Origin of the sequence: Paenibacillus aurantiacus (assembly GCF_042431225.1) — a bacterium.
Lineage (GTDB): Bacteria > Bacillota > Bacilli > Paenibacillales > Paenibacillaceae > Paenibacillus_Z > Paenibacillus_Z aurantiacus.
In genome coordinates this window covers 468,741-491,057 of record NZ_JBHMDO010000033.1, presented here as the reverse complement: position 1 = coordinate 491,057, position 22,317 = coordinate 468,741, and the positions used below count along the sequence as shown (strand labels likewise).

Below are 22,317 nucleotides of genomic sequence, written 5' to 3'. Positions count from 1 at the left end.
GGCTCGGATCTTGTTATCCGGGCCTTTTTGCCGTTTACGTCATCATTTCGTCGGGATACTCCCCTTTAGCCAACTTGGCGAGTGCTCCAGACGCTTGCGCTAGATCCTGCCGCAGTACCTTGACACCATGGGAATAGAGCCGGAAAAATTGACGAATAGTCCTTCTTTCCATGGTAGGATGTTTCAGTTACTGGCGAATGCAGCATGTGCCGCTGGTGTCGAATATAGTCGTATAAATCGCACAAATTAACAATTCTAGTAATTTTGCAAAATAGTATCCCTATTGCAAGAGAAATGTCCCCCTTTTCATCACGATACGAAATGTATCATTATGAAGAAAGGTATACAATTCCTTAACGTAAGCGAAAGATGGGTCAATCGAAGGGAATGTAGGCTCAGCAGGTTGAACGGAAGGGAGGCGCAAGAGGCTAACTAGGCACAAGGTACGAATGAAAGCCAAGCAAATTCATTCACTAAAACGAAATAGCCGAGGTGACACTATTGTATACGCGCAGCGCACGAAAACCTAAAAGCACAATGGCCTATGTATTATGTTTTGCAATCGTTTTCAGTTTATTTGGCGCCTCTCTCGCTTCCGCAGCTGAACCAGCCGATTACCCGATTCCTCAGAATCTTCATGCGACGGACGTCAAAGCCGATTCAGTCGTACTGAACTGGGACCCCGTTCCCGGCAACGATTCGAACTTGGGCTACCAAATCTATATGAAAGTCGGCGAAAGCGGCGGCTGGGGCTGGAAAGCCTGGTCCGGCTTCTCGCCGAAGCTGATCGTCGGCCTTGATGCGGAGAAGACGTATTCTTTCTACGTCACGCAAGTGCCGGAGATCGGCAAACAGAGCAAGCCGAGCAACATCGTAACGATTACGACGCCGAAAGCCGATCCAACCGAGCTCCCTCCGGCTCCGCTGACGCCGCCGCAATATTTGCGGGTAAGCAGCCTTGTCGGCAGCGAGCTGCAGCTGAGCTGGACGCCAAGCCCGAGAGCTGTCGGCTACGAGATTTATCGCGGCGAATCGTGGTTCCGTTGGATCGAAGGCGGGGAGACGACGTCGACGTCGATCAACTTGGAAGAGTTGGGTTTGAAGGACGGCGACACCGTCAACTTCCGCATCCGCGCGCAGGACTCGCTTCGCCTGATTTCGGCGATGAGCAATCGCGTGACATTGACGTTAGGACAGCTCTCCGCGCCGCAAGGCGTGAAGATCGTATCCGCCAACCAATCCTCCGTCGCGCTTGGCTGGGGTCCGGTACAAGGCGCGACGTCGTATGAGATCTATCAAGATGCAACCCTTGTGGGTACGAGCACATCCAATCGTTTCGCGGCGACCGGGCTGACCGAAGGTCAAGCTTATAACTTCTCCGTTGTAGCGAAGAACGAGTCTTGGACGTCGGAGGCGAGCGCGCCGATCCGCGCGGTACCGGGCAGCGACTACAACTTGGTAACGTATTACACGTCTTGGGCAAGAAGCGAGACGGGCCGCAATTACGTGCCGGCTGATCTGGCTGCATCCAACTATACGCACATTAACTATGCGTTCCTTGATTTCTGTTGGTCGGGCAAAGATACATCCGGCGACCTGTGCCAAAACGCGGATCTGCCGCTGCAGAAAGATTATGTCTTCGATGGCGGCATCGTGCTGGGCGATCCGTCTTTCGACTTGGCCAACTTCAGCGAGTTCGAAGCGGTGAAAGCGGCGAACCCGCAGCTGAACATGATCGCCACGGTCGGCGGCTGGTCATGGTCGAAGAATTTCTCGTTGATGGCGGCCTCGGAAGAGACGCGCCGCAATTTCGCGAATACGGCCGTGAAGGTGCTGCGCGCGTATGATTTCGACGGCTTGGATATCGACTGGGAATACCCGGTGTCGGGCGGAGCGGACGGCAACATCCATTCCCCGGATGATCCGAAGAACTTCACGCTGCTCATGAGAACGGTGCGCGAGGCGCTCGACGCGGCAGGCTCAGAAGATGGCAAATATTATTTGCTGACAATCGCCTCCTCGCAATCGGACAGCTTCCCGGTGAATGCGGATTTCCCGAACTCGACGCAGTATTTGGATTTCGTCAACATCATGACGTACGATTTCAGCGGCAGCTGGGAGAAGCTGGCGCATCACAACTCGCCGGTGTACTATGACGACAATCATCCTTACAAGCGTCCGCGCAGCACGGTTAGAGGCGGCGCCCTTGGCCATCTGAACGCGGGACTGCCCGCTTACAAGCTGGTGCTGGGCGTACCGTTCTATGGCAAAGGCTGGACGGGATGTCCGCCGCAAGGTCAATACCAAACGTGCGAAGGCATGGGCGAAGGCACGTGGGAATCAGGCCTGTACGACTACTATGATATTCAGAACAATTACGTCGACAAGAACGGGTATACCCGTTATTGGAATGAGAAATCCAAAGTAGCTTACGTGTATAACCCGGATACCAAACTGTGGATCGGCTACAATGATGAAACGACGATGATGTACACGAGCTCGCTCGTGAAGACGCTGGATCTCGCCGGCGTCATGAGCTGGGATAGCAGTGGCGACATGAACGACACGCTGTCGACTCAGCTCGCGAAAGATTTGCGTTATGGCGGTCAGATCAACGCAAGCGAGCTGCAGCCGCCGACAGGGGTGAAGATCGAAGGCGCCTCGCTGACGTGGGAACCGGCAGCCGGCGCGGCAGGTTACGAAATCTTCCGCGACGATGTATATGTCGGGTATACGACGGATGCCAGCTTCGCCTTGACTGGCCTCACGCCGGAGCAAACGTACAAATTCCACCTGCTGTCGATTCGCAAAGACGGCGAAGCGATTGCTGAGGTATCCGCGGCAAGCCAAGCCGTGACGTACCAAGCGCCTTCGCAGCCATTGGATACGATCGCGCCGGCGACGGAACTGCTGGCGAACGGTGCGGCTGCGGCTGCATGGTACAAGGCGGATCATATTGCCATCTCCCTGAACGCATCCGATAACGAAGGCGGCTCGGGCGTGGCGAAGACGTACTATCGGATCAACGGCGGCAGCGAAGCCGAATATACGGCGCCGTTCCAACTGACCGGAGCTGTCTCTTACACAGTGACCTACTACAGTCGCGACGGAGCGGGCAATGTCGAGCAGGAGAAATCCGTCACGCTCAAAGTCGATACGGTCGCGCCGGTCACGAAGTACAGCGTATCGCCGGTCTGGGCGACCAAGAGCGGCGTGAAGTACATTAAAGGGTACACTTGGACGCTTAGCGCGACCGACAATGCGGCCGGCTCAGGCGTGAAAGAGATCAAGTACCGCGTCAACGGCGGCGCCTGGACGACGTATACGGCTCCGTTCGTACCGACGTCCGCGAACGGCTCGGTGAATGTCGAATTCTACGGCGTGGACAACGCGGGCAATCAGGAAATCGTGAAGAAATAATTTATGCATTGATAAGCTGTATGCAAAGACCCGTTCTCCCTTGTTTTGGGGAACGGGTCTTTGGTTGTTGCGAGGTACATGTCGCATAAGCATCTGTATTCTCTTTCGTTTCCTTGCGGAAGGCGAATCCGCCAGCCCGCTCCAAAAATTAAGGCTGCAGACGCTCGATGAACGAATTATCGATGACGACCGAGGTGTCCAGCTGTTTTTTGATTGCTCCGGCCTTGAAGAGGAAGTCCGCCTGCGCCTGATGGGCTTTGGCATAATCCGGCGTGATGGGCGAGAACAGGAACGGCGTCTGCTGCAGGACGGGGCGAATGATCGTCAGATCGAGCCCTTGCGAGGTCGCGATCGTCTCGGCAACCTCGTCAAGATGATCTTTGATGTATTGGTTCAGATCCCGGTAGGCTTCCAGGAATCGAACGGTGAGGTCGGCATGCTCCTGCCCGAACGCGGTGCGGGCAATCAGGAAGCTTGGGGCGACGATGCCCAGATCGCTGCCGCGGGCGAGCACGGTCGCTTCCGACTGGATGACGGCGGTCGTCAAATACGATTCCCAGATTGCCCAGGCGTCGACGCCGCCGGTATCGAACGCCGCCCTGGCTTCGTCGGGCTGCAGCTGGATCATCCGGATGTCGTCGCCGGTCAAGCCGGCCTTGCTTAGCGCCTGGAACAGGAAGTTGTAAGCGCTGCTGCCTTTGGCGACGGCGACCGTCTTGCCCTTGAGGTCTTCCAGCTTCTTGATCGCGCTGCCTTTCGGCACGACGATTCCGTTGCTCTTGCCGTCGTCCACGACCGCGATCGCCTTGAAATCGATACCGCCCGTCTGGCCCGCGATGACGGGCGTGCCGCCGACCCAGCCGAAGTCGAGCCGGTTCGAGGCGATCGCCTCGAAGTGCGGCGGACCGCTCGTGAATTCCACCCATTCCACTTTGACGCCATCTGGCTCGAACGCCCGCTCGAACCATTTGGTCTCCTGCGCGTAATTGAAAATGCCGCTTTTGCCTTGTATGCCGATCCGAATGACGGTCCCGTCGTTTGATTTGGATGTTTCCTCCGGCTGGGGGCTCGACGCTGCTGCAGGCTCTGCGCCACTTACCGCTTGCGGACCTGATGTCTCCTGTCCGCCGCAGCCGGCGGTTGCCACCGCCACCAACAAGATGAAGAAGGCCAATGTCGCGACACGCCCGTATATTCGTCGTTTATTCATGTGTTCCATTCCTTTCCGAATGATAGTGGCGAGGCTCGCCCCCGCTTAAGGACGCAGCCAACTCGTGGTGACGGTCCTGCGAGGCGGTCGACCGTCGTCCTTTGCCCCAGCCGACGATTTCCCGATAGCTGCCAAGCAAGCCCGAAGCGGCGACGTCATGCTCGGTTATGGCTTGCCTTTCTGCTAGCATCGGAGACACGAACAGCGCATCCGCAGGGCAATACACCTCGCAAATAAAGCAGGTTTGGCAATCCGATTGGCGCGCGATGACGGCGTGCTGGCGCTCGTCCTTGTCGAAGACGTTCGTGGGACACACCCGGATGCATTGATAGCAATCGATGCACCGCTCGCTGCTGAGTAGTTCGATCATCTAGCGGCTCACCTCTTTCTTGTCGTGTTGCGATTGCTCTTCGTACCGAAACGCGAACTCGTCCAGTCCGCTGACGAGCAATCGGTTCGCCAGTTCGGGCCGTTCCGTGGGAAAATCCTCTAGGACGTGCATGCCGCGGCTTTCCTTGCGCTGCAGGGCGGACGCGTACATCCAGCGCGCCGTGGCGGCCATGGCCGCGGCCTCCCGCAATCGAAGACGGTCGCGCGCGAGGGGACTTGCGCTCGCCGCCCGGCTGGTCGTGCGCCACAAGGCATGAAGCCGTCCGAGCGAATCGTGCAAGCCGGGTACCGTGCGGAACAGATTGCGTTCGAAGGGGATAACCTCGGCTTGCACGTCCGCGATCAACCTTTCGACTGCGGCAGCATCGAGCGTATGATCGTGGTCTTCGAGCGCCTCGGCTGCTGGATGCATCGCTTGGCGACGCGGTGAAAGGCCCAGGGCGTAAGAGGCGGCGGCTTGACCCGCGATCCGCCCCGACGTCATCGCCCAAGAGGCATTGATGCTGCCGCCGCCCGTCGTCGCGCCGGCGACCAGCTCGCGCGTCGCCGCATCGCCGGCCGCGTACAGCCCGGGAACGGTCGTGGCGCAATCGGCCCCGGTGAGATGAATGCCCCCGTTGCCGCGCACGGTGCCTTCCAGCCGCAAGGCGATCGGGAAACGCTGCGTGAACGGATCGATGCTCATCCGGTCGAAGGGAAGGAAGAAGATCGGCTGGGTCGCGCGCATCGCACGTTGAATGGAAGGATCGGCTTTGTCCAACACGGCATAGACGGGTTGACGGGAGAGCAACCGCGCGATCGACCGCTTGTCGCGCTTCTCCAGCACGGTGCCGTCCTCCGTCGTGAAGGTCGCCCAAAGGAAGAAGAAGTTCTTCGTCACGGACGAGAAGCCGCTTGCGAGACCGTACTCGTTGGAGAATTCCATGCCGGACAACGCGGCGCCGGCCTCGGCGGCCATGAGCAGGCCGTCGCCGGTGAGCACGTTGGTCCCGAGCGCGCCGCTTAGGAAGGCGCAGCCGCCTGTGGCGACGACGACCGATCGGGCAACCACGCGCCACGCCCCCTCGCTTTGAACAAGCAGTCCTTCCGCGCCGCCGGCGCCATCCGCGTCCCGCAGCAGCCGGGTCGCGGGAGCGTGATCGAGAATGCGCACGCCGGCTTGCTGAATCGTCTTGCGCATGAGCCGCATGTATTCGGGACCTTGCAAGCTTTGGCGGATCGGCTGCCCGTTAAGATCCTTAGGGAAAGGATAGCCAAGCCGGATAAGCTCAAGCGTACCGTGATCGGTATGGGCCTGGACGGCTTGCAGCCATTCCCGTTTGGCAAGCGAGCTGCCGCGGGCTAAGAATTTGGCAATCTCCGCTTCCCGCTGCTCCGGCTGCGCGTGCAGCTGCCACAGATTGGTGCCGGATGCAGCCGTGGCTCCGCTGCTGCCGCAATATCCTTTATCGGCAAGCACGACTTTGCATCCTGCCCGTGCGGCCATATAGGCTGCCCAAGTACCGGCGGGCCCGCCGCCGAGAACGAGCACGTCGGCTGTTATTGCAATCGAATCGCTTCGGACCATTTTTGTGCCTCCTAAGATTGACATATAAATCCCACTGGATTACTTTGATATTAAAGTAGCATACCGCGGAAAAGCGGCCAAGAGGATGAATCGCAGTGACGCGCGAATGATCGCCATTGCGCTCGAGTTCCATTTTATGGGAGGGTCGAATGACTATCGAATTGAAATTGATTTCATTGCAGGAGGCGGCGGATTATTTGCAGGTCAGCCGTTCGACCATCAACCGATGGCGCAAGGATCGCGGCTTCCCGACAATCAAGATTGCCAGGGACGTCTATGTCGACCGGAACCGGATGGACGTCTGGATTCGCGCCCATGCGGAGCTGGTCGCCGCCCGCGGGCAACAGGAGGACGGCGATGGGGGCATCATCGTCATCGGCTGTCAAAGCCGAAATGCGCATATGTGGGGCTCCGTCTTGATCCGGGAGCTTGGCCTTCTGGATGCCGAGCTTCGAGAGATGGGAGGGACAGCAGGTAGCGGAACGCCTCGGTACCGGTGGGTGGATTTGAATGGGCCCAGACAGCTGGAGGAAATGGTTGCCGGCCGGCTTCACATCGCATCGTTAGGCGATCTGCCCATGATGAATTTGTACCGAATCAGCGAACTGTTCCCTTCGTTCAAGGCGAGATTGCTCGCCTTCGACGGGAAGAGCGCGGCCGGAAGCGGCATGTCGTGCGTCGTGCAGGACGGATCGGGTATCCGCGATTTAAGCAAGCTGTCGAAGCGGACGATCAAGACGCTGCGCCACTCCAGTTCGTGGCATCGGCTTAGCCGATCGCTTGATTTCGCAAGCGCAACGGATGCGGTGATCGTCGATCAGGATTCGGACCGCAATTTCGACGATATGTTGCAGGCGTCGTCGGACGCCTGGGCGGTATGCGAGCCCTACGCCACGATGGCGCGAACCTACGGGCTGGGCCGGTTGCTGCCATTCGAAGGCTGCGATGCGGACTATTTGACCGGAATCGTCGTGAACGAGAAATGGTTATCCGGGCGGGAAACGTTCGTCTTCGCTTATTTGCGCGCGCATTTGAAGGCGCATCAGTGCCTGCGCGAGCAGCCGGCCATGGCAGCGGGATTCATTAGCCGCGCGACCGGCTTTCCGTTCGACATCGTCCTTCGCGTCATCGCGTCGATTCGCTGGGAGGCTGCGGTTTATGCGGAGGATCTGGCCTCCTTGCACGGCATGAACGCTTACCGGCAACCCTTCGCGCTCCCCGATGATTGGAGGCATTTGCGACGCGATTTTGCTGGGGATCATTTTTTGCGGGAGGCGGCGGCACAGCTCAAGCTGCCTATTCAAGCAGAGTCGAGAGGCTGGTAATCCATATAGTAGATCGCGACATTCCAGCGGGCGATTGCCGATTATCGCAGGCGTTCTAGCGGAGACGAAGGGGAAGCAGAATGGAGAGAGAGGGGGGCTGCCCTTGCGCGAGCGATTGCTGCGCGGGACAGCCTTTTTGCAAGCGGATCGTTACTCGTTCGTTTGGTCGACGACAATGACGTATTCGTTCGAGCGGCTCTCGCCGATGTTGATCTGGTCCTCGAACCGATAGGCGAATCTCGCCGTGAAGCTGCCGACAATATCGGGCAAGGCCACATCGTAGTAGTCGCCGATCACGCCAATGTAGGCGACCCGTATCGATTCGCCCGGCGGAATATCACCCACGTAAAGTCCTTCTGCGAGCGGGAAGCCCGGCACGCTTCGGCCGCCGATCCGAACGTCGCGTATGAAATATTCGGGGGGATGGTCGGTCCGCAGAAGCGTGACTTCCGCTCTCAGGTTACCGCTATTGCGTATGACCGCGCTGATGCCGACGGACTCGCCCGGTTCAACGTATTGTGGCTGTGAGACAGCCGTGACACTAATGAGCGGCGCATACAGATCCGTCTTCACAGTATTGGCGGCCGCTGTCATGCTCACGACCCTCCCGTCCGCGAGCCGGAACGTGAACGAGGCGAGCGCGCCTTCGAGGATAGGCGGGAGCCCTTGAACGATCGCAGACGGCAGCACCTTGACGCGATAACGGATGACCGCGTTCGAATTGGCGCGCAGCGTGCCGAGCGGAATCCCGCTCTCGATCCGGGTTACGGACTGCTGCTGGCCGTCGAGGGTCACGCTGCCTGGGATGAACGCCGTGCCGGGCGGGATGATGCCGGTTAGCCGGGCATCGAGTGCGAAGCTGCTGTCATTACGGACGACAGCTGCGTACTGCAGCGTATCGTTAACGCTCGCCCGAGTACGGTTTACCTGCAGCTGCACAGTGACTTTGGGCTTGACGACCGTGAAGACGAGCGGGTTGGCGAGAAGACTTGCTGCGACCCCGCCGACGGTGTAATCGATGCGACCTTGTACGACAGCCTGTTCGCCAGAGGTAACGCCGGCGACGCGCAAGCCAACGGTAGCCCGTACAGTCTGCCCGGGTTGAAGAAGGCCGATCGGAATGCCGCTGCCCGGTTCGATGCCGGGCATAAACACGCCGCCGATCACTACGCTCCCCGGAACGAAGCCGAAGTCATCCGGCAGCGGAATCGTGATCAGGACGTTCTCGAGCGCTTCACCTCCCTCATTGGTCAGCACGATTTCGTAAGAGACGACATCACCGGCAAAAGTAACGTTCGTGCTCGAACTGGCCGAGACGGACAGCCGATAAGGGATCACGCCGAAAGCGGCGGTGTTCGAGAGAATCGACCCGCGCACAGTTCTGCCGGATTGCGCGGTGAAGGCATAATCAGCCCGCGCCTGATTGGCGAACTGCAAGCCAGGCGGGATGCTGACGACGATAGCCTGGAAGGTGAGCTTGACAGTAGCGCCGATGTCCACGCTGCCGACCGGAATCCCTCTCGAAGGGGAGACGCCCGTTAACGGGACGCCTCCAATGAGGACACTGTTGGCAATAAACGATAGGCCCGCCGGCAATGGATCGACGACCGTCACCTCGGCGGCGCGATTCCCGGTGTTCGTAAGCGCGACCGAATACGTGACGATCTGATTGATGGCTGCACGCGTTACGCTTACGCTTTTGGCTACTTGCAGCAGTGGACCGACGAGCGGCGTACTGACCGTGTTGGAATACGCGACGCCTTCGTACGAGCCGTTCCGGAAACGGACGTGCGTCTGATTCTGAACGGAGAATTCGCGCGGTCCATCGGCCGTCATATCGTGACGACCCGCACTTGGAAGGCAATCGTGACTGAATCGCCGCTGGCGATTGTGTTGACCACGATGCCGGTATTCGGATTGGCGGTCGGACGGCCGGTACCGGCAACGATAACACTTCCCGGAATGAATACCGTCCCGGCCGGATCAGGGTCGACAAGGACGACGTTATTGACGGGACTGTTGCCATTATTCGTAATGAGAATGCTGTACGTGATGATATCACCGACGACGGCATCGATCGCGCTCGTGCTCTTCGCAACGGAGACATCCGGCGAAGATACCGGAATGACAAGCGTGTTCGAAGCCGCGCTGCCCGTAAGAACGCGGCCGTCCGGCGGCGAGTAGGTGAAAGTGGCAGCGGCTTGGTTCACCAGTTGTTGACCCGCCGGGAGCGTCTCGACGGTCACTTCCAGCGATACTCTCACGCTTACCGTCTCCCCTGGGTTCACGACGCCAACGGGAATGCCCGCTGTCGGGTTCGCGCCGGGCTGCGGTACGCCGTTGACGAGCACGCTATTCGGCACGAACGCCCCGCCCGCCGGGATCTGGTCGGTAAGCGTTGCAGTTGCGGGCAAATTGCCGGAATTGGTGACGAACAACAGATAGTTGATGGTATCGCCGACCGTTGCATTCGTCGTATTTGCGCTTTTGAGTACGGCGATGATTGGCTGGTAGACGGGCGTGACGACCGGATTCGATAACGTGCTGCCCGAGAAAGAGCCGGACGTGAACGTAACGGATGCCCGGTTGCCGAGAGCAGGCGGCGTCGGCAGACTTGTCACCGTCGTGTTGAACGCAACCGTAACGGTGCCGCCTGGCGCGATCGTGCCCAGAGAGACCCCGTTGCTCGGGATGGCGCCTCGACGCGGCAAGCCGTCGACCGTCACGGAATCCGGCACGAACGCTGCGCCGGCCGGGATCGCGTCGGTCAGCACCACGCTGCCAATGTTTTCAATCCCGCTATTCGTTACCGCAATGGAATAGGATATCGTATCACCGACGACGGCATCGGTCGCGGAGGTCGACTTGACGACGGCAACATTCGGCGCGGATACCGGAATCGTCACCGTATTGGAGGTCAGCGAGCCGCCAAGCGTTCGTCCGTCCGGAAGCGTGAAAGAGAACGTGGCCGATGCTTGGTTCGTCAGAAGCTGATTGGGCGGCAAGCTCTCCACGACGACGGAGAAAGAGACGGTCGCTCTATCCGCCACGACGCCAAGCGGAATGCCCGTGGACGGATCTGCCCCTGGTACGGGCTGGCCGCCTACGAGCACGCTGTTCGGCAGGAAGACGGTACCGGTCGGAATCGTATCCGTTAACGTGACGGTGGCGCCATAGTTGCCCGCGTTAGACAGGTTGATCGTATAGGTGACCGTGTCGCCGACGGTGGCGGCGGTTGTTCCGCCGCTTTTGACTGCGCTTAGTATTGGCTGGTACACCGGCGTCGTCGTGATATTGGAGAACGTCACGCCTGAGAAGACGCCAGACGTGAAGGTAACGGAAGACTGGTTATTAAGCACCGCAGGACTTGGCAGTGTCGCGACCGTTGCATTGAAGGCGATTACGACCGTCTGTCCTGTCGTCAAGCTGCCAATAATGATCCCGGTTGCGGGATTGCCGTCCTGCCGCACGACGCCATCCACGGTCACCGATCCGGGAACCAGCGCGGTACCGGTCGGAAGCGGGTCGGTAAACTGAACATTATTGACCGTATCAACGCCGCTGTTCGTCACCGTCGTCGTGTACGTTATGGTATCGCCGACTGCAAGCGCTGTGGACGGCGTACTTTTCGCGACTGCGACATTCGGCGCGGATACGGGGATCACGACGGGGTTCGAGACGGAAGATTGGTTGAACGATCGGCCGTCAGGCAGCGTGTACCCGAACGCGGCGGTGCCTTGATTGACGATCTGCTGCGGGTTCGGCAGTGTCTCGATTACGATAGAGAACGACACCGATAGCGATGCGCCTGGTGCGACCACGCCTGCGCTAATGCCCGTCACGGGATCAGCGCCTGCCAGAGGCGCGCCGTTCACCAGCACGCTGTTCGCAACGAATGATGCGCCGGTCGGGATGGGGTCGGTCAATGTGATGGTCGCCGGATAGTTGCCCGTATTGGAAACCGTGAGCGTATAGGTGACCGTGTTGCCGAGCGTGACGTGATCCGAGCTGGCTCTCTTGACGGTGCCGATGACGGGCTGGTAGATCGGCGTACTCACCGTATTGGAGTATGACACACTATGGAAAGCGCCAGTGGTAAAGGTAGCCGAACCAGTGGCATCGATCTGCGCCGGCGTCGGTACGGATTGGACGAGCAAGCTGTAGGTTACGGTTACGGAATTGCCGGCCGGGATCGTGCCGATCGGCACGCCGCTGATCGGACTTGCGCCGGCAACAGGCGTGCCGCCCACGGTTACCGACCCCGGAACGAAGGATGTGCCTGGCGGCAAGAGCGTCGTGAATTGGACCAGTGTTACCGGTTCAATGCCGCTGTTCGTAATGACGGCAGAATATGTCACCGTATCGCCGACCGTGAGTGCCGTAGATGGGGTGCTAAGGATTAAGCCGACGTTCGGCGCCGAGACAGGGAAGGAGACGGTATTGGACTGTGCGCTTCCCGTAATGGTTCTTCCGTCCGGCGGCGTATACGTAAACGTAGACGACGCGACGTTGGACAGCTGCTGCGGAGAAGGCAATGACGTGACGACAACGCCGAAGGTGATGGTGGCTGAAACGCCGGGAGCCAGCGGTCCGAGGGCTATACCGGTTACGGGCGATAGGCCGGGAAGCGGAAAGCCGTCGACGATGACGCTATTCTCCGTGTAGGTCGTCCCCGCCGGAATCGTGTCCGTGACCGTCACATTCGCTGGCAGATTGCCCGTATTCGAGACGACGATCGTATACGTAATCGAATCGCCCAATGTGGCATTGCTTGTGCTGGATGATTTGACCAGCGCGATTTGGGGCTGCGTGACCGGCGTCGTGGTCACGTTGGACGAAGAGGTCGCCGAGAACGTGCCCGACGTAAAGCTTGCCGTGGATTGGTTCGTAACTTGAGACGGGATTGCCATAATTACGCTCACCTCGAATGTAACGGTTACGGCCCTTCCAGGAGCCAGTGAACCGATTGATATGCCGTCGGCCGGCGATGCTGCTGGTCGCGAAGCGCCGTCCACCATGACGCTTCCCGGGACGAAAGCGACGTTCGCCGCGAGGATGTCCCGGATGATGACGCCATGGATGGCGGGTCCTCCGTTATTGGTCAGCAGAGAGGTGAATTGCAGCGAATCGCCTACAATGGCCGCGGTGCGGTTGACGCTCTTGACGATCGACACGCTCGGCAGCGCCACCTTGACAATGACGGTATTCGAGCTGGCTGTACGCGTGACGGTTCTTCCGTTCGGGAGATTGAAGGAGAAGGCGGCTTGCGCTCGGTTAACAAGCTGACGCGAGCTCGGATAGGAATCGATCGTGACGACATAACTAACGATGACCGTCCCTCCGGGAGGGACGTTCTCTACTGGGATGCCGGTTACCGGGCTTGTGCCCGGCAGCGGGGAACCGTCTACGAGCACGCTGTTGGTGATAAAGACGCACGCTTCGGGGACTTGGTCCGTCAGCGTGACGTTGGCGGCTGCGTTCCCGCTGTTCGTAATCGCGAAGGAATAGGTGAACGTGTCGCCTACCGTTGCGTTAGCTAAGCTTGCGCTCTTCGCGAGCGTGATGACGGCCTGAGCGATGGGCGTTGCGACTGTGTTCGAGATCGAGGTGCCGGAGAACGCGCCGGACGTGAAAGTTGCGTTCGCGGCATTCGATAATTGTCCGGTTGCCGGTATGCCGGTCACCCGGATTTGAAAGGATACCGATGCGACGCCACCGGGATTGAGCGTGAGCAGCGCGATGCCCGATCCGGGATTTGCGTCAGGGGCAGCGATTCCATTGACGATCACGCTGCCCGCCACGAATGCCGCCCCGGCTGGAACCGGATCCGATAAGACGACATTGCTTACGGGCGAAACGCCTTTATTCGTCACCGTGATACTATAGGTCAACAGCTCGCCCACAGCCGCCGCGGTATCGCTGGCGCTATTCGTAAGCGTGACGTTCGGCGCGGATACGGGAATTGTCAGCGTATTGGAGCTGCTTGCGCCTGAAATCGTCCTGCCGTCTGCCAACGTGAACGTGAAGCTCGCCGTTCCCTGATCCGTTAGAACGGCAGGGGACGGCAGCGCATTGACGACGGTCTGGAAGGTGACCGTCACGCCTCCACCCGGATTGAGCGTGCCAATACTGAATCCGGCTGAAGGCGATAGTCCCGGACTTGCGGCACCGTTGATCGTTACACTGTTCGGGACGAACGCCGACCCGACCGGGATATTGTCGCTGATCGTGACAGCCGCGCTGATATTGCCGGTATTCGTCGTTACAAGCGTATACGTGATCGTATCGCCGACCGAGGCCGCGCTCGTATTGGCCGATTTGGCGATGTTGATGACCGGCCGGGATACAATCGTCGTCGTCGTGTTCGACGTCGAGCCAGCGGCAAGCGTCCCGGACGAGTACGAAACGCTCGAACGGTTCAGTAGCTGACCGCTTGCCGGCACGGAGACGACCAGCGCCTGGAGCGTCACGCTAACAGAGCTGCTTGCGTCCAGCGTTCCCATCGCGATGCCGCTTGCCGGATTGGCGTCAGGCACCGGCGCGCCGCCGACCGTGACGCTCCCGCTGATGAATTGAGTGCCGGCGGGAAGGACGTCGCTCAGGATCACGTTCGTGACGGCTTCGGTTCCGTTGTTGCTAACAACCGAGGTATACGTAATCGAATCGCCGACCGTGACGCTGCTCAGACTGGCGGTTTTGGCGACGATCACGTTCGGTAGCGAGACCGGCAAGGTGATGCTGTTGGACGACGCGCTTCCAGACACCGTTCTGCCATCCGGAGGAGAGAAGGTATACTGCGCCGTGGCCTGATCGACGAACTGAGGCGGAGACGGCACCGAATTAACCTGTACGTCAAAGGTGACGGTTACCGTCGTGGTCGCCGCGACCGTTCCGATGGCCACCCCCGATGCCGGATTCGCGCCGGGTACGACGGTGCCGTTCACGCGGAACGTGCCGGCAATGAACGAGCTGCCCGCAGGGATATTGTCCGTAACGGTCGTCGCCGCGCCGATATTGCCCGTATTCCGGACCGCGAGCGTATACGTCACCGTGCTGCCGACCGTGGCGCTTGCACGGTTCGCGCTCTTGACGATCGACATGACCGGCGCATAGATCGGCGTCGTGACCGTGTTCGAAGGAATGACACCTGTGATCGTCGGGCCGCCGGCCACGCTCTGAAACGAGAAAGCGGCGCTCGCGGTGTTCGCGACCTGCGCAGGATTCGAGGTAACGGTCGCGCGGTACGTGACGGTCACGGCGCCGTTGATCGCAAGCGTCCCGACCGGAACGCCGGCCAATACATCGTAAGTCGGCCGGGATACGCCTTCGACCGTCACGCTGCCTGTGACGAAAGTCAGGCCGGCCGGAAGCGGATCGGTAAGTACGACGCTGGAAGCGTTCGCGGTTCCCGTGTTCCGGACCGTTGCGGTGTAGGTGATCACGTCGCCTACGATGGCTCCAGAGACGTTCGCGCTCTTGGCGAGCGTGACGTTCGGTGCGTTGATGTTGATCTGAATGGCGTTCGCATTCAGGACGTACGCATCGCCGGAGGTCGTCAGAATAAGTACGGCCGAAGATTGATTGTTCACCAACCGGGCGGACACATCGACGTTCGTAATATCCCAGCCTTGGCGGCCTCCGACGATATTCGTGCCCGGCGTACCGTTCGTTTGGTTGCGCGTACCGAAGGTGCCTGTCGTACTCAGCGTGCCGGTATCACCGTTGATCTGGGAGGCGAAGAAGTTGGTGGCGAAGTTATTCGGCCCAGACAACGCGACGGCCGTTGCGGCGGTAGGACCGAATAGCGCCTGATCCCCCGTTCTGTTGGCGTCGCCTTCCTGAGCGCTGAATAAGGCTCTTCCGCCCAACGTACCCGAGAGCGGCGTTGCGAAGCCGGTCAGCGTCGTGGATACCGAGGCGGACGTGGACTGAACGAGGACGGCGCCGGCGCGCAGCGACATGTTGCGGAAGGGCAGACTCGGATTGTTGTAGATGACGCCAAGCGTCCACCCGGCGTGATTGGCCGTCGAATCGTTGTTGATAACGATCGTGCCGACGACGTTGCCGGTCGTGTATGTACCGGCTCCGGCTTGCTGTACCTGTGTTGTCACGATGGCTGAGCGTGTATAGGCGAACGCGCCGTTGCCGAGATTGACCGTATTGCTGGTCGCCGAATCCGGGGAGATGGAGAACGTGCCGGCGGGCGTCGTGAACGTGACGGCATTGTTAATGAATGCGCTCAAATCTACGTTGCCGTTAATATAGGAGCCGCCCCAAATTAACTCGGCATATAACACGGTACTGCCGGCGGGCAGCGTAAGAATTGCGGATGAACTGTTGCCTGCGTACGCGCTAGTCGTGCCGCTCGGATAGGATCCGTAGGCGCCGGTCGAATTCGTCGTCGTGAACGCGCCGATGCTGTCTTGCGTTCCTGGAACGCCTGCCGTCTCGGATCGGCTTAGGCCCAGCGTATTGCCGGTGAACGTGATCGCGCCGGTGGCGTTGAACGTTGCCCGAGTAATGAGCGGAATGAGATTCACCTCCTTGTGCCGATGGATGCTAGAGCATTGATCGAAATAACGTCCCACTATACCTATGAAGCGGGGGAAGTCCATTATTATCTTGAAGTTGAAAGACAGGTGTCGGAATGAATAGCGTACTTGATAATTGATCAGAATCTTGGCAAAGCAGCGACGGTGGCCAAAAATTGAACTTTTGAACGATCTGGTCAGAATTCCGGTATGAGGGGGAGTCCATTCTGCGCGAAAATCGGTTATAATGAGAATAAATCTTTGAAGAAAGTGGGAACATCATGGGTCGCAAGTGGAACAACATCAAAGAAAAAAAAGCATCCAAAGACGCTAATACAAGCCGCATTTATGCTAAATTCGGCCTTGAAATCTACGTAGCCGCGAAGAAGGGCGAGCCGGATCCGGAATCGAACCGTTCCTTGCGGGTCGTGCTCGAGCGGGCCAAAACGTACAACGTGCCGAAGGCGATCATCGACCGCGCGATCGAGAAGGCCAAGGGCAGCTCCGACGAAATTTATGAAGAACTTCGCTATGAAGGCTTCGGCCCGAACGGTTCGATGGTCATCGTCGACGCGCTCACGAACAATGTGAACCGCACCGCATCGGCCGTACGCGCGGCGTTCACGAAGAACGGCGGCAACATGGGCGTCAGCGGATCCGTCGCTTATATGTTCGACGCGACGGCGCTGATTGGCGTTGAAGGCAAGTCGCTGGATGAAGTGATGGAGCTGATGCTCGAAGCCGACGTGGATGTGCGCGATATCGTCGAAGAAGACGAGACGGTTATCGTGTACGCCGAACCGGATCAATTCCACGCGGTGCAAGAAGCGTTCAAGAATGCCGGAATTACCGAATTCTCGGTCGCGGAGCTGACGATGCTCGCTCAGAACGACGTGACGCTGCCTGAGGACGGCTTGGTCAAGTTCGAGAAAATGATCGACGCGCTCGAGGACCTGGAAGACGTCCAGCAAGTCTATCATAACGTGGCGTTCGAGGAGTAGGGGCGGGACAAGCTCTGATAACCTCATATCGGAGAGCGGATGCGATTAACGGTCCGCCATCTGCAAGAGGCTTGCGCGCAGCAAGCCTCTTCGTCATATCATTGGATGCTCGCCAAGTGCGCAATCGAGAAGAAACCCCGGCCTGCTCTTGCATGGTAAGCTTGATTTGCAGCCCGCACCCGGGCAAATTCGATGATGAGGTGAGCTTGATATGGCATTTCGCGCACAGCAGATTTTCATAAATTTGCCGGTGAAAGATTTGAAGCGGTCGATGGCGTTTTTCGGCGAAATCGGGTTCGAATTCGATATGAATTTCACGGACGACAACGCGGCTTGTATGGCGATCGGCGAGAATATGTACGCGATGCTGTTAGTCGAAGATTATTTCCGTACGTTCGTCGCCAAAGATATTGCGAATGCCGAGGCAACGGCCGAGGCGATATTCGCGTTATCGGTCGACAGCCGGGAAGAGGTCGACGCCGTCGTGAGCCAGGCGCTGGCCGCAGGCGGCAAGCCGTCGAGCGACAAGGCCGACCACGGTTTTATGTACCAATGGAGCTTCCAAGACGTGGACCATCATTTATGGGAAGTGTTCTACATGGATATGAATGCGGCGCAGGACCCGGATGCCGCGCAGCCTTAACCGTACGCGAAGACACGCAAGGAGCCGGCAGCGGCACCATATTATTTGGTCAATCGGAGATTTCTGGTTGGCCTATTTTTGTTGTTGGTTGTCGTCGCGAGAATATTAGAATGTTGGGGTGAAAAGAAAATGTTGGTTAGGGCTGTATTTTCAAGGGGGAAATTCCGATAAATCAGATAGGTCACATCATGAGGAGGCTACCTGTGTTCAAATTGTTGAAATCCAAGAGTTTGGCGTTGACAAGCTCGCTTGTACTATCCATCCTGTTCATTGTCGTGATCGGATCGATGATCACGCTTTCCATTCGGGATCAGAAAGCCGCCTATTTCGAGCAGTTCGAGGAATACGGCACCGTCTTCACGGCACTTACGCAAGCCAAAAGCGACCTAGTGGCGGAGACGACGAAAGCTATTAACGAGAAACAGCCGCTGACCGGACATGCGTTCGACGAATTGCTGGCCGATCAGAACGCCATGGTGAATAACGAAATCGTCGCCGGCGCGTATATCTTGACAGCGGATAAGATCGAACAAGACGGCAAAACGTATTTGTATAATTCCCAATATGCGCACAATCCAGCCGACGGAGCAGAAAATTTCATAGGCACGGAGTATGTAATGACCGGTATTTTCGAAAAGGGCTACGACGAGGCGATGGCTAAGGGGTTCGCGTTGACCGACGATTATACGGACGATTTCGGGACGTACATTTCGTATTTGGCGCCAATTAAAGACGACAGCGGCAAAGCGGTCGCGTTGTTCGGCATCGATTTCGATTACGGTATGGTGAAAGCTTCGCTCAACCGTATTCTGTGGACGAATATCGTGGTTGGTCTTCTGTTCACGCTCGTTGCGATCGCGATTTCCATTATCATGGTGCGCATTGCCGTACGTCCGCTCAAGCGCTTGGCAGAAGTCTCGAACATCGCGGCGCAGGGCGATCTCACCGTCGAAATTCCGACCGGGTCCAATAACGAGATCGGCAGAGCGACGAATGCCTTCAATGATATGGTGAGAAGTCTGCGCCAATTGACGAACAGCATCCGCCACACATCCGGCGAAGTGTCCGACGCTTCGGTCAATCTGCAGGAGAGCGCCCAGCAAACAGCTCACGCGACGGAAGAAATCACAAACGCGATTCAGAGTATCGCAGCCGGGCTTGACGAGCAGCTCCAGCATTTCCGCAACTCGCAGCGTGCCATGGACGAGATGATCATCGGTATCGGCCGCATCGCGGAATCGTCGTCTATCGTCTCGGAGCTTGCGGCCGACTCGTCCGGCAGCGCGAATCTCGGCCAAGCGGACATGGAATCGACAGTCGTTCAAATGCAAGCGATCGAACAAAACTTGCACAAATCGGTCGGCACCATGCATGAGCTGAGACAACTTAGCAACCGGATCGGCGAGATGATCGCATTGATCGGCGAAGTGGCGAACCAGACGAATCTGCTAGCGCTCAATGCTTCCATTGAAGCGGCGCGGGCCGGCGAGCATGGCAGAGGCTTCGCCGTCGTCGCCCAAGAAATCCGCAAGCTGGCGGAGCGTTCGAAGACATCGTCCGAACAGATCGCGGATATTCTCCAAGGCATCAGTGAACGGACCGGCGAAGCCGTCGATTCGCTGGAGCAATCGATGGCCGAAGCGCAGACAGGCACGATCGTCGCCAACAAGGCTGGCGAGACATTCCGGGCGATCGTCGAATCGATCCGCCAAGTGTCGGAGCAAGTCGGCGAAGTATCCGCCGCGTCTGAGCAAATGTCGGCGGGCAGCGAGCACGTCGCCGTCTCCTTGAACAACGTCGAACGCATTGCGTCGAATTCTTCGATGGACTCCGCGCGCGTCGCGGCGGCATCGGAGGAGCAGCTAGCGTCCATGCAGGAAGTGGCCGGATTCGCCGAGCAGCTTCGTAATATGGCAGGTGCGCTCAAAGATACGATCGGCAAGTTCCGCGTGTAGCTGGGATACGGCCCTTGCGCATAATCACCGCAGCTTAGTTAGGGATAAGGAAAGGGCGCTCCCATCAGTCGGTTTACCGGCTGTTGGGAGCGCCCTTTCGTCATATCCAGAGCGGATTAGAAATCAAAGTTGTCCGGGTCCGGGCCGACGCGGCGGTTCTCGTTCAAGGCGTCAATGCGACGCATGTCTTCGTCCGACAGGGCGAAATCGAACACATCGGCATTCTCCGCGATCCGGTGATCCTTTGTCGATTTGGGAATCGTGATTACGCCATGCTGCAAATCCCAGCGTAGGATGATTTGCGCCACCGATTTGCCGTGCGACTCCGCGATTGTCTGCAGTACCGGGTGATCGAGCAGCATCCCTTGCATAAGCGGAGACCATGCTTCGAGCTGGATGTCTTGCGCCTTCGCGAATGCACGCAGCTCCTCCTGTACGAGCAGCGGGTGGAATTCGACCTGGTTGACGACCGGTTTGATTTCAGCCGTCTCCATTAAGCTTTCGAGATGATGAACCTGGAAATTGCTGACCCCGATCGCTTTGACCCGTCCATCCTGGTACAGCTTCTCCATGGCGCGCCATGTGTCGTTGATCTTACCTGCAACCGGCCAATGGATGAGGTAGAGGTCGAGATAATCGAGACCGAGCTTCGCCAAGCTGGTTTCATACGCAGCCAGCGTCTCCTCGTAGCCCATATCAGCCGTCCACACTTTCGAGGTAATGAACAGCTGATCTCTGGTTAAGCCGCTCTCGGCTAAAGCTTCCCGAATGCCTTGACCGACGCTTGCTTCATTGCCATAGATCGCGGCCGTGTCAATGCTGCGGTATCCGCGCTTCACCGCCGAGCGGATCGCTTGAACCAATTCCTCGCCTTCCTCGACTTTGAATACGCCAAGGCCAAACCAAGGCATTGCGATGCCGTTATTTAGCGTCGTGCGGCTTTGAATCGATTGTGTCATTTGCATGTTCCTCCTGAATGAATAGATGTAGGTTTGAGATGGAAATAGAGATGATGTCGATTAATTAACCGGCTTTCATTATTGTCGCTGGCACTTGGTCTCGGCGTGCCAGCAGCCGGCTCCAAGCCGTTAAGATGGCTGCTAATGCGACCATGACGGCGCCGACCCAAGCGGTATGGACGAGCCCCATGCGTTCTGCCACGATGCCGCCCAAATATGCACCGAGCGCGATGCCGGCATTAAAGGCTGCTATGTTGACGGCCGACGCGACATCGACGGCTTTGGGGGCGTATTGCTCGGCGAGATTCACGACGTACACCTGAAGACCCGGCACGTTCATGAAGGCCAGCAAGCCCATGGCGAACAGCGTGATGAGCGCCGCTATTTTGATGGGAGCGGTGAATGTCAGCACGAGCAAGACGACGGCTTGCACCAGGAACATATAGAACAGCGCGTTAAGCGGGTTGCGATTAGCGGCCTTGCCTCCAATAAGATTGCCGATCGCGATCGCGATGCCGTACACCAGCAGAATGAGCGCAACCGTGGAGGGTTGAAATCCCGTGATGTCATGCAGCAGCGGCGACAAATACGTGAAGACGACGAAGGTGCCCCCGTAGCCGAGCGCCGTAATAAGGAAAGCGAGCGCAAGACGGCCGTTCGTGACGAGCCGCAGCTGTTCGCGGACTGGCGTCTTGCCGCCCTTGCGAAGCGCGGCGGGTACCATGATCAAATTCGCGAGCAATGCCAGGGCGCCAATAACGGCGATCGCCACGAACGCGGCCCGCCAGCCGAGTTGCTGGCCGACGAACGTGCCGAGCGGAACGCCTGTCACCGTCGCGACGGTTAAGCCCGAGAACATAGTGGCGATCGCGCTCGCCCGGCGGTTCTCCGGAACCAGCTCGGCTGCGATCGTCGAGCCGATGGACATGAAGATGCCATGAGATAGAGCGGATATGATCCGCGCGATCAGCAGCATCGCGATTCCTCCGGACATCGCGGCTAGCGAGTTGCCCGCGATGAAGACGACCATAATCCAGATCAGCAGCGTCTTGCGACCGACGCCCGAAGCGAGCGAGGTCAGTACCGGCGCGCCGAACGTCACGCCGAGCGCGTATAAAGTCACGGTTAAGCCTGCGGTGGCCACCGATATGTTCAAGTCATCTGCGATTAAGGGCAGCAGCCCTACGCTAATAAATTCCGTCGTTCCGATCGCAAAGGCGCTTATCGCCAAGGCGAGCAGCGCCCATGCGGCGCGTTTGGCATCAAGCGCCATGTTCTCTCACTCCGCTTCCTCTGTTGTCACCGGCCGGTGAATG

General features: G+C 58.4%; 12 protein-coding genes. 5 read left to right on the top strand and 7 right to left on the bottom strand.

The features are described 5' to 3' along the window. The first annotated feature begins 537 nt into the window (after positions 1-537). Positions 538-3,420, top strand: a complete 2,883-nt coding sequence (locus ACFFSY_RS20990; RefSeq protein WP_377497689.1) for a glycosyl hydrolase family 18 protein — start codon at positions 538-540, stop codon at positions 3,418-3,420. Positions 3,421-3,568: 148 nt separating this feature from the next. On the opposite strand, the gene ACFFSY_RS20985 is transcribed toward ACFFSY_RS20990, so the two are convergent. The 3 genes from ACFFSY_RS20985 to ACFFSY_RS20975 are packed head-to-tail and all read right to left on the bottom strand — an operon-like array spanning position 3,569 to position 6,587. Continuing rightward, a complete protein-coding gene (locus tag ACFFSY_RS20985; protein WP_377497687.1) occupies positions 3,569-4,630 on the bottom strand; it encodes an aliphatic sulfonate ABC transporter substrate-binding protein in 1,062 nt (353 codons plus the stop codon). Further along, complete coding sequence (locus tag ACFFSY_RS20980) at positions 4,623-5,000, bottom strand: 4Fe-4S dicluster domain-containing protein (protein ID WP_377497685.1); 378 nt, start codon at positions 4,998-5,000, stop codon at positions 4,623-4,625. The genes ACFFSY_RS20985 and ACFFSY_RS20980 overlap by 8 nt, the downstream gene beginning before the upstream one ends. Then, positions 5,001-6,587, bottom strand: coding sequence for an FAD-dependent oxidoreductase (locus ACFFSY_RS20975; RefSeq protein WP_377497683.1), 1,587 nt, complete (start codon positions 6,585-6,587; stop codon positions 5,001-5,003). A gap of 149 nt (positions 6,588-6,736) precedes the next feature. Between ACFFSY_RS20975 and ACFFSY_RS20970 the strand changes: the two genes are divergently transcribed. Beyond that, positions 6,737-7,912 carry a helix-turn-helix domain-containing protein gene (locus tag ACFFSY_RS20970; protein ID WP_377497681.1) on the top strand — a complete coding sequence of 392 codons (1,176 nt, stop codon included), beginning with the start codon at positions 6,737-6,739 and terminating at the stop codon, positions 7,910-7,912. Positions 7,913-8,062: 150 nt separating this feature from the next. Here ACFFSY_RS20970 and ACFFSY_RS20965 read toward each other — a convergent pair whose 3' ends face one another. Further along, positions 8,063-9,748: a hypothetical protein gene (locus ACFFSY_RS20965; protein ID WP_377497679.1), complete on the bottom strand. Its 1,686-nt coding sequence runs from the start codon at positions 9,746-9,748 to the stop codon at positions 8,063-8,065. Next, positions 9,745-16,452, bottom strand: a complete 6,708-nt coding sequence (locus ACFFSY_RS20960; protein ID WP_377497675.1) for a CLIPPER-2 domain-containing protein — start codon at positions 16,450-16,452, stop codon at positions 9,745-9,747. Before ACFFSY_RS20960 ends, ACFFSY_RS20965 begins: the two co-directional genes overlap by 4 nt. Before the next feature lie 272 nt (positions 16,453-16,724). Here ACFFSY_RS20960 and ACFFSY_RS20955 point away from each other — a divergent pair, with 272 nt between their 5' ends. The 3 genes from ACFFSY_RS20955 (at position 16,725) to ACFFSY_RS20945 (ending at position 20,042) form a co-directional block, all read left to right on the top strand. After that, entirely contained in the window at positions 16,725-17,444 is a 720-nt protein-coding gene (locus ACFFSY_RS20955) for a YebC/PmpR family DNA-binding transcriptional regulator (RefSeq protein WP_377497673.1), read from the top strand. 211 nt (positions 17,445-17,655) lie between these two features. Continuing rightward, entirely contained in the window at positions 17,656-18,087 is a 432-nt protein-coding gene (locus tag ACFFSY_RS20950; RefSeq protein ID WP_377497671.1) for a VOC family protein, read from the top strand. Positions 18,088-18,290: 203 nt separating this feature from the next. After that, entirely contained in the window at positions 18,291-20,042 is a 1,752-nt protein-coding gene (locus ACFFSY_RS20945; protein ID WP_377497669.1) for a methyl-accepting chemotaxis protein, read from the top strand. Between the two features lie 116 nt (positions 20,043-20,158). Here the strand turns inward: ACFFSY_RS20945 and ACFFSY_RS20940 are convergent, their stop codons facing one another. Next, positions 20,159-21,001 carry an aldo/keto reductase gene (locus ACFFSY_RS20940; protein ID WP_377497667.1) on the bottom strand — a complete coding sequence of 281 codons (843 nt, stop codon included), beginning with the start codon at positions 20,999-21,001 and terminating at the stop codon, positions 20,159-20,161. Positions 21,002-21,065: 64 nt separating this feature from the next. Further along, a complete protein-coding gene (locus tag ACFFSY_RS20935) occupies positions 21,066-22,274 on the bottom strand; it encodes an MFS transporter (RefSeq protein ID WP_377497665.1) in 1,209 nt (402 codons plus the stop codon). Between the last annotated feature and the right edge of the window lie 43 nt (positions 22,275-22,317).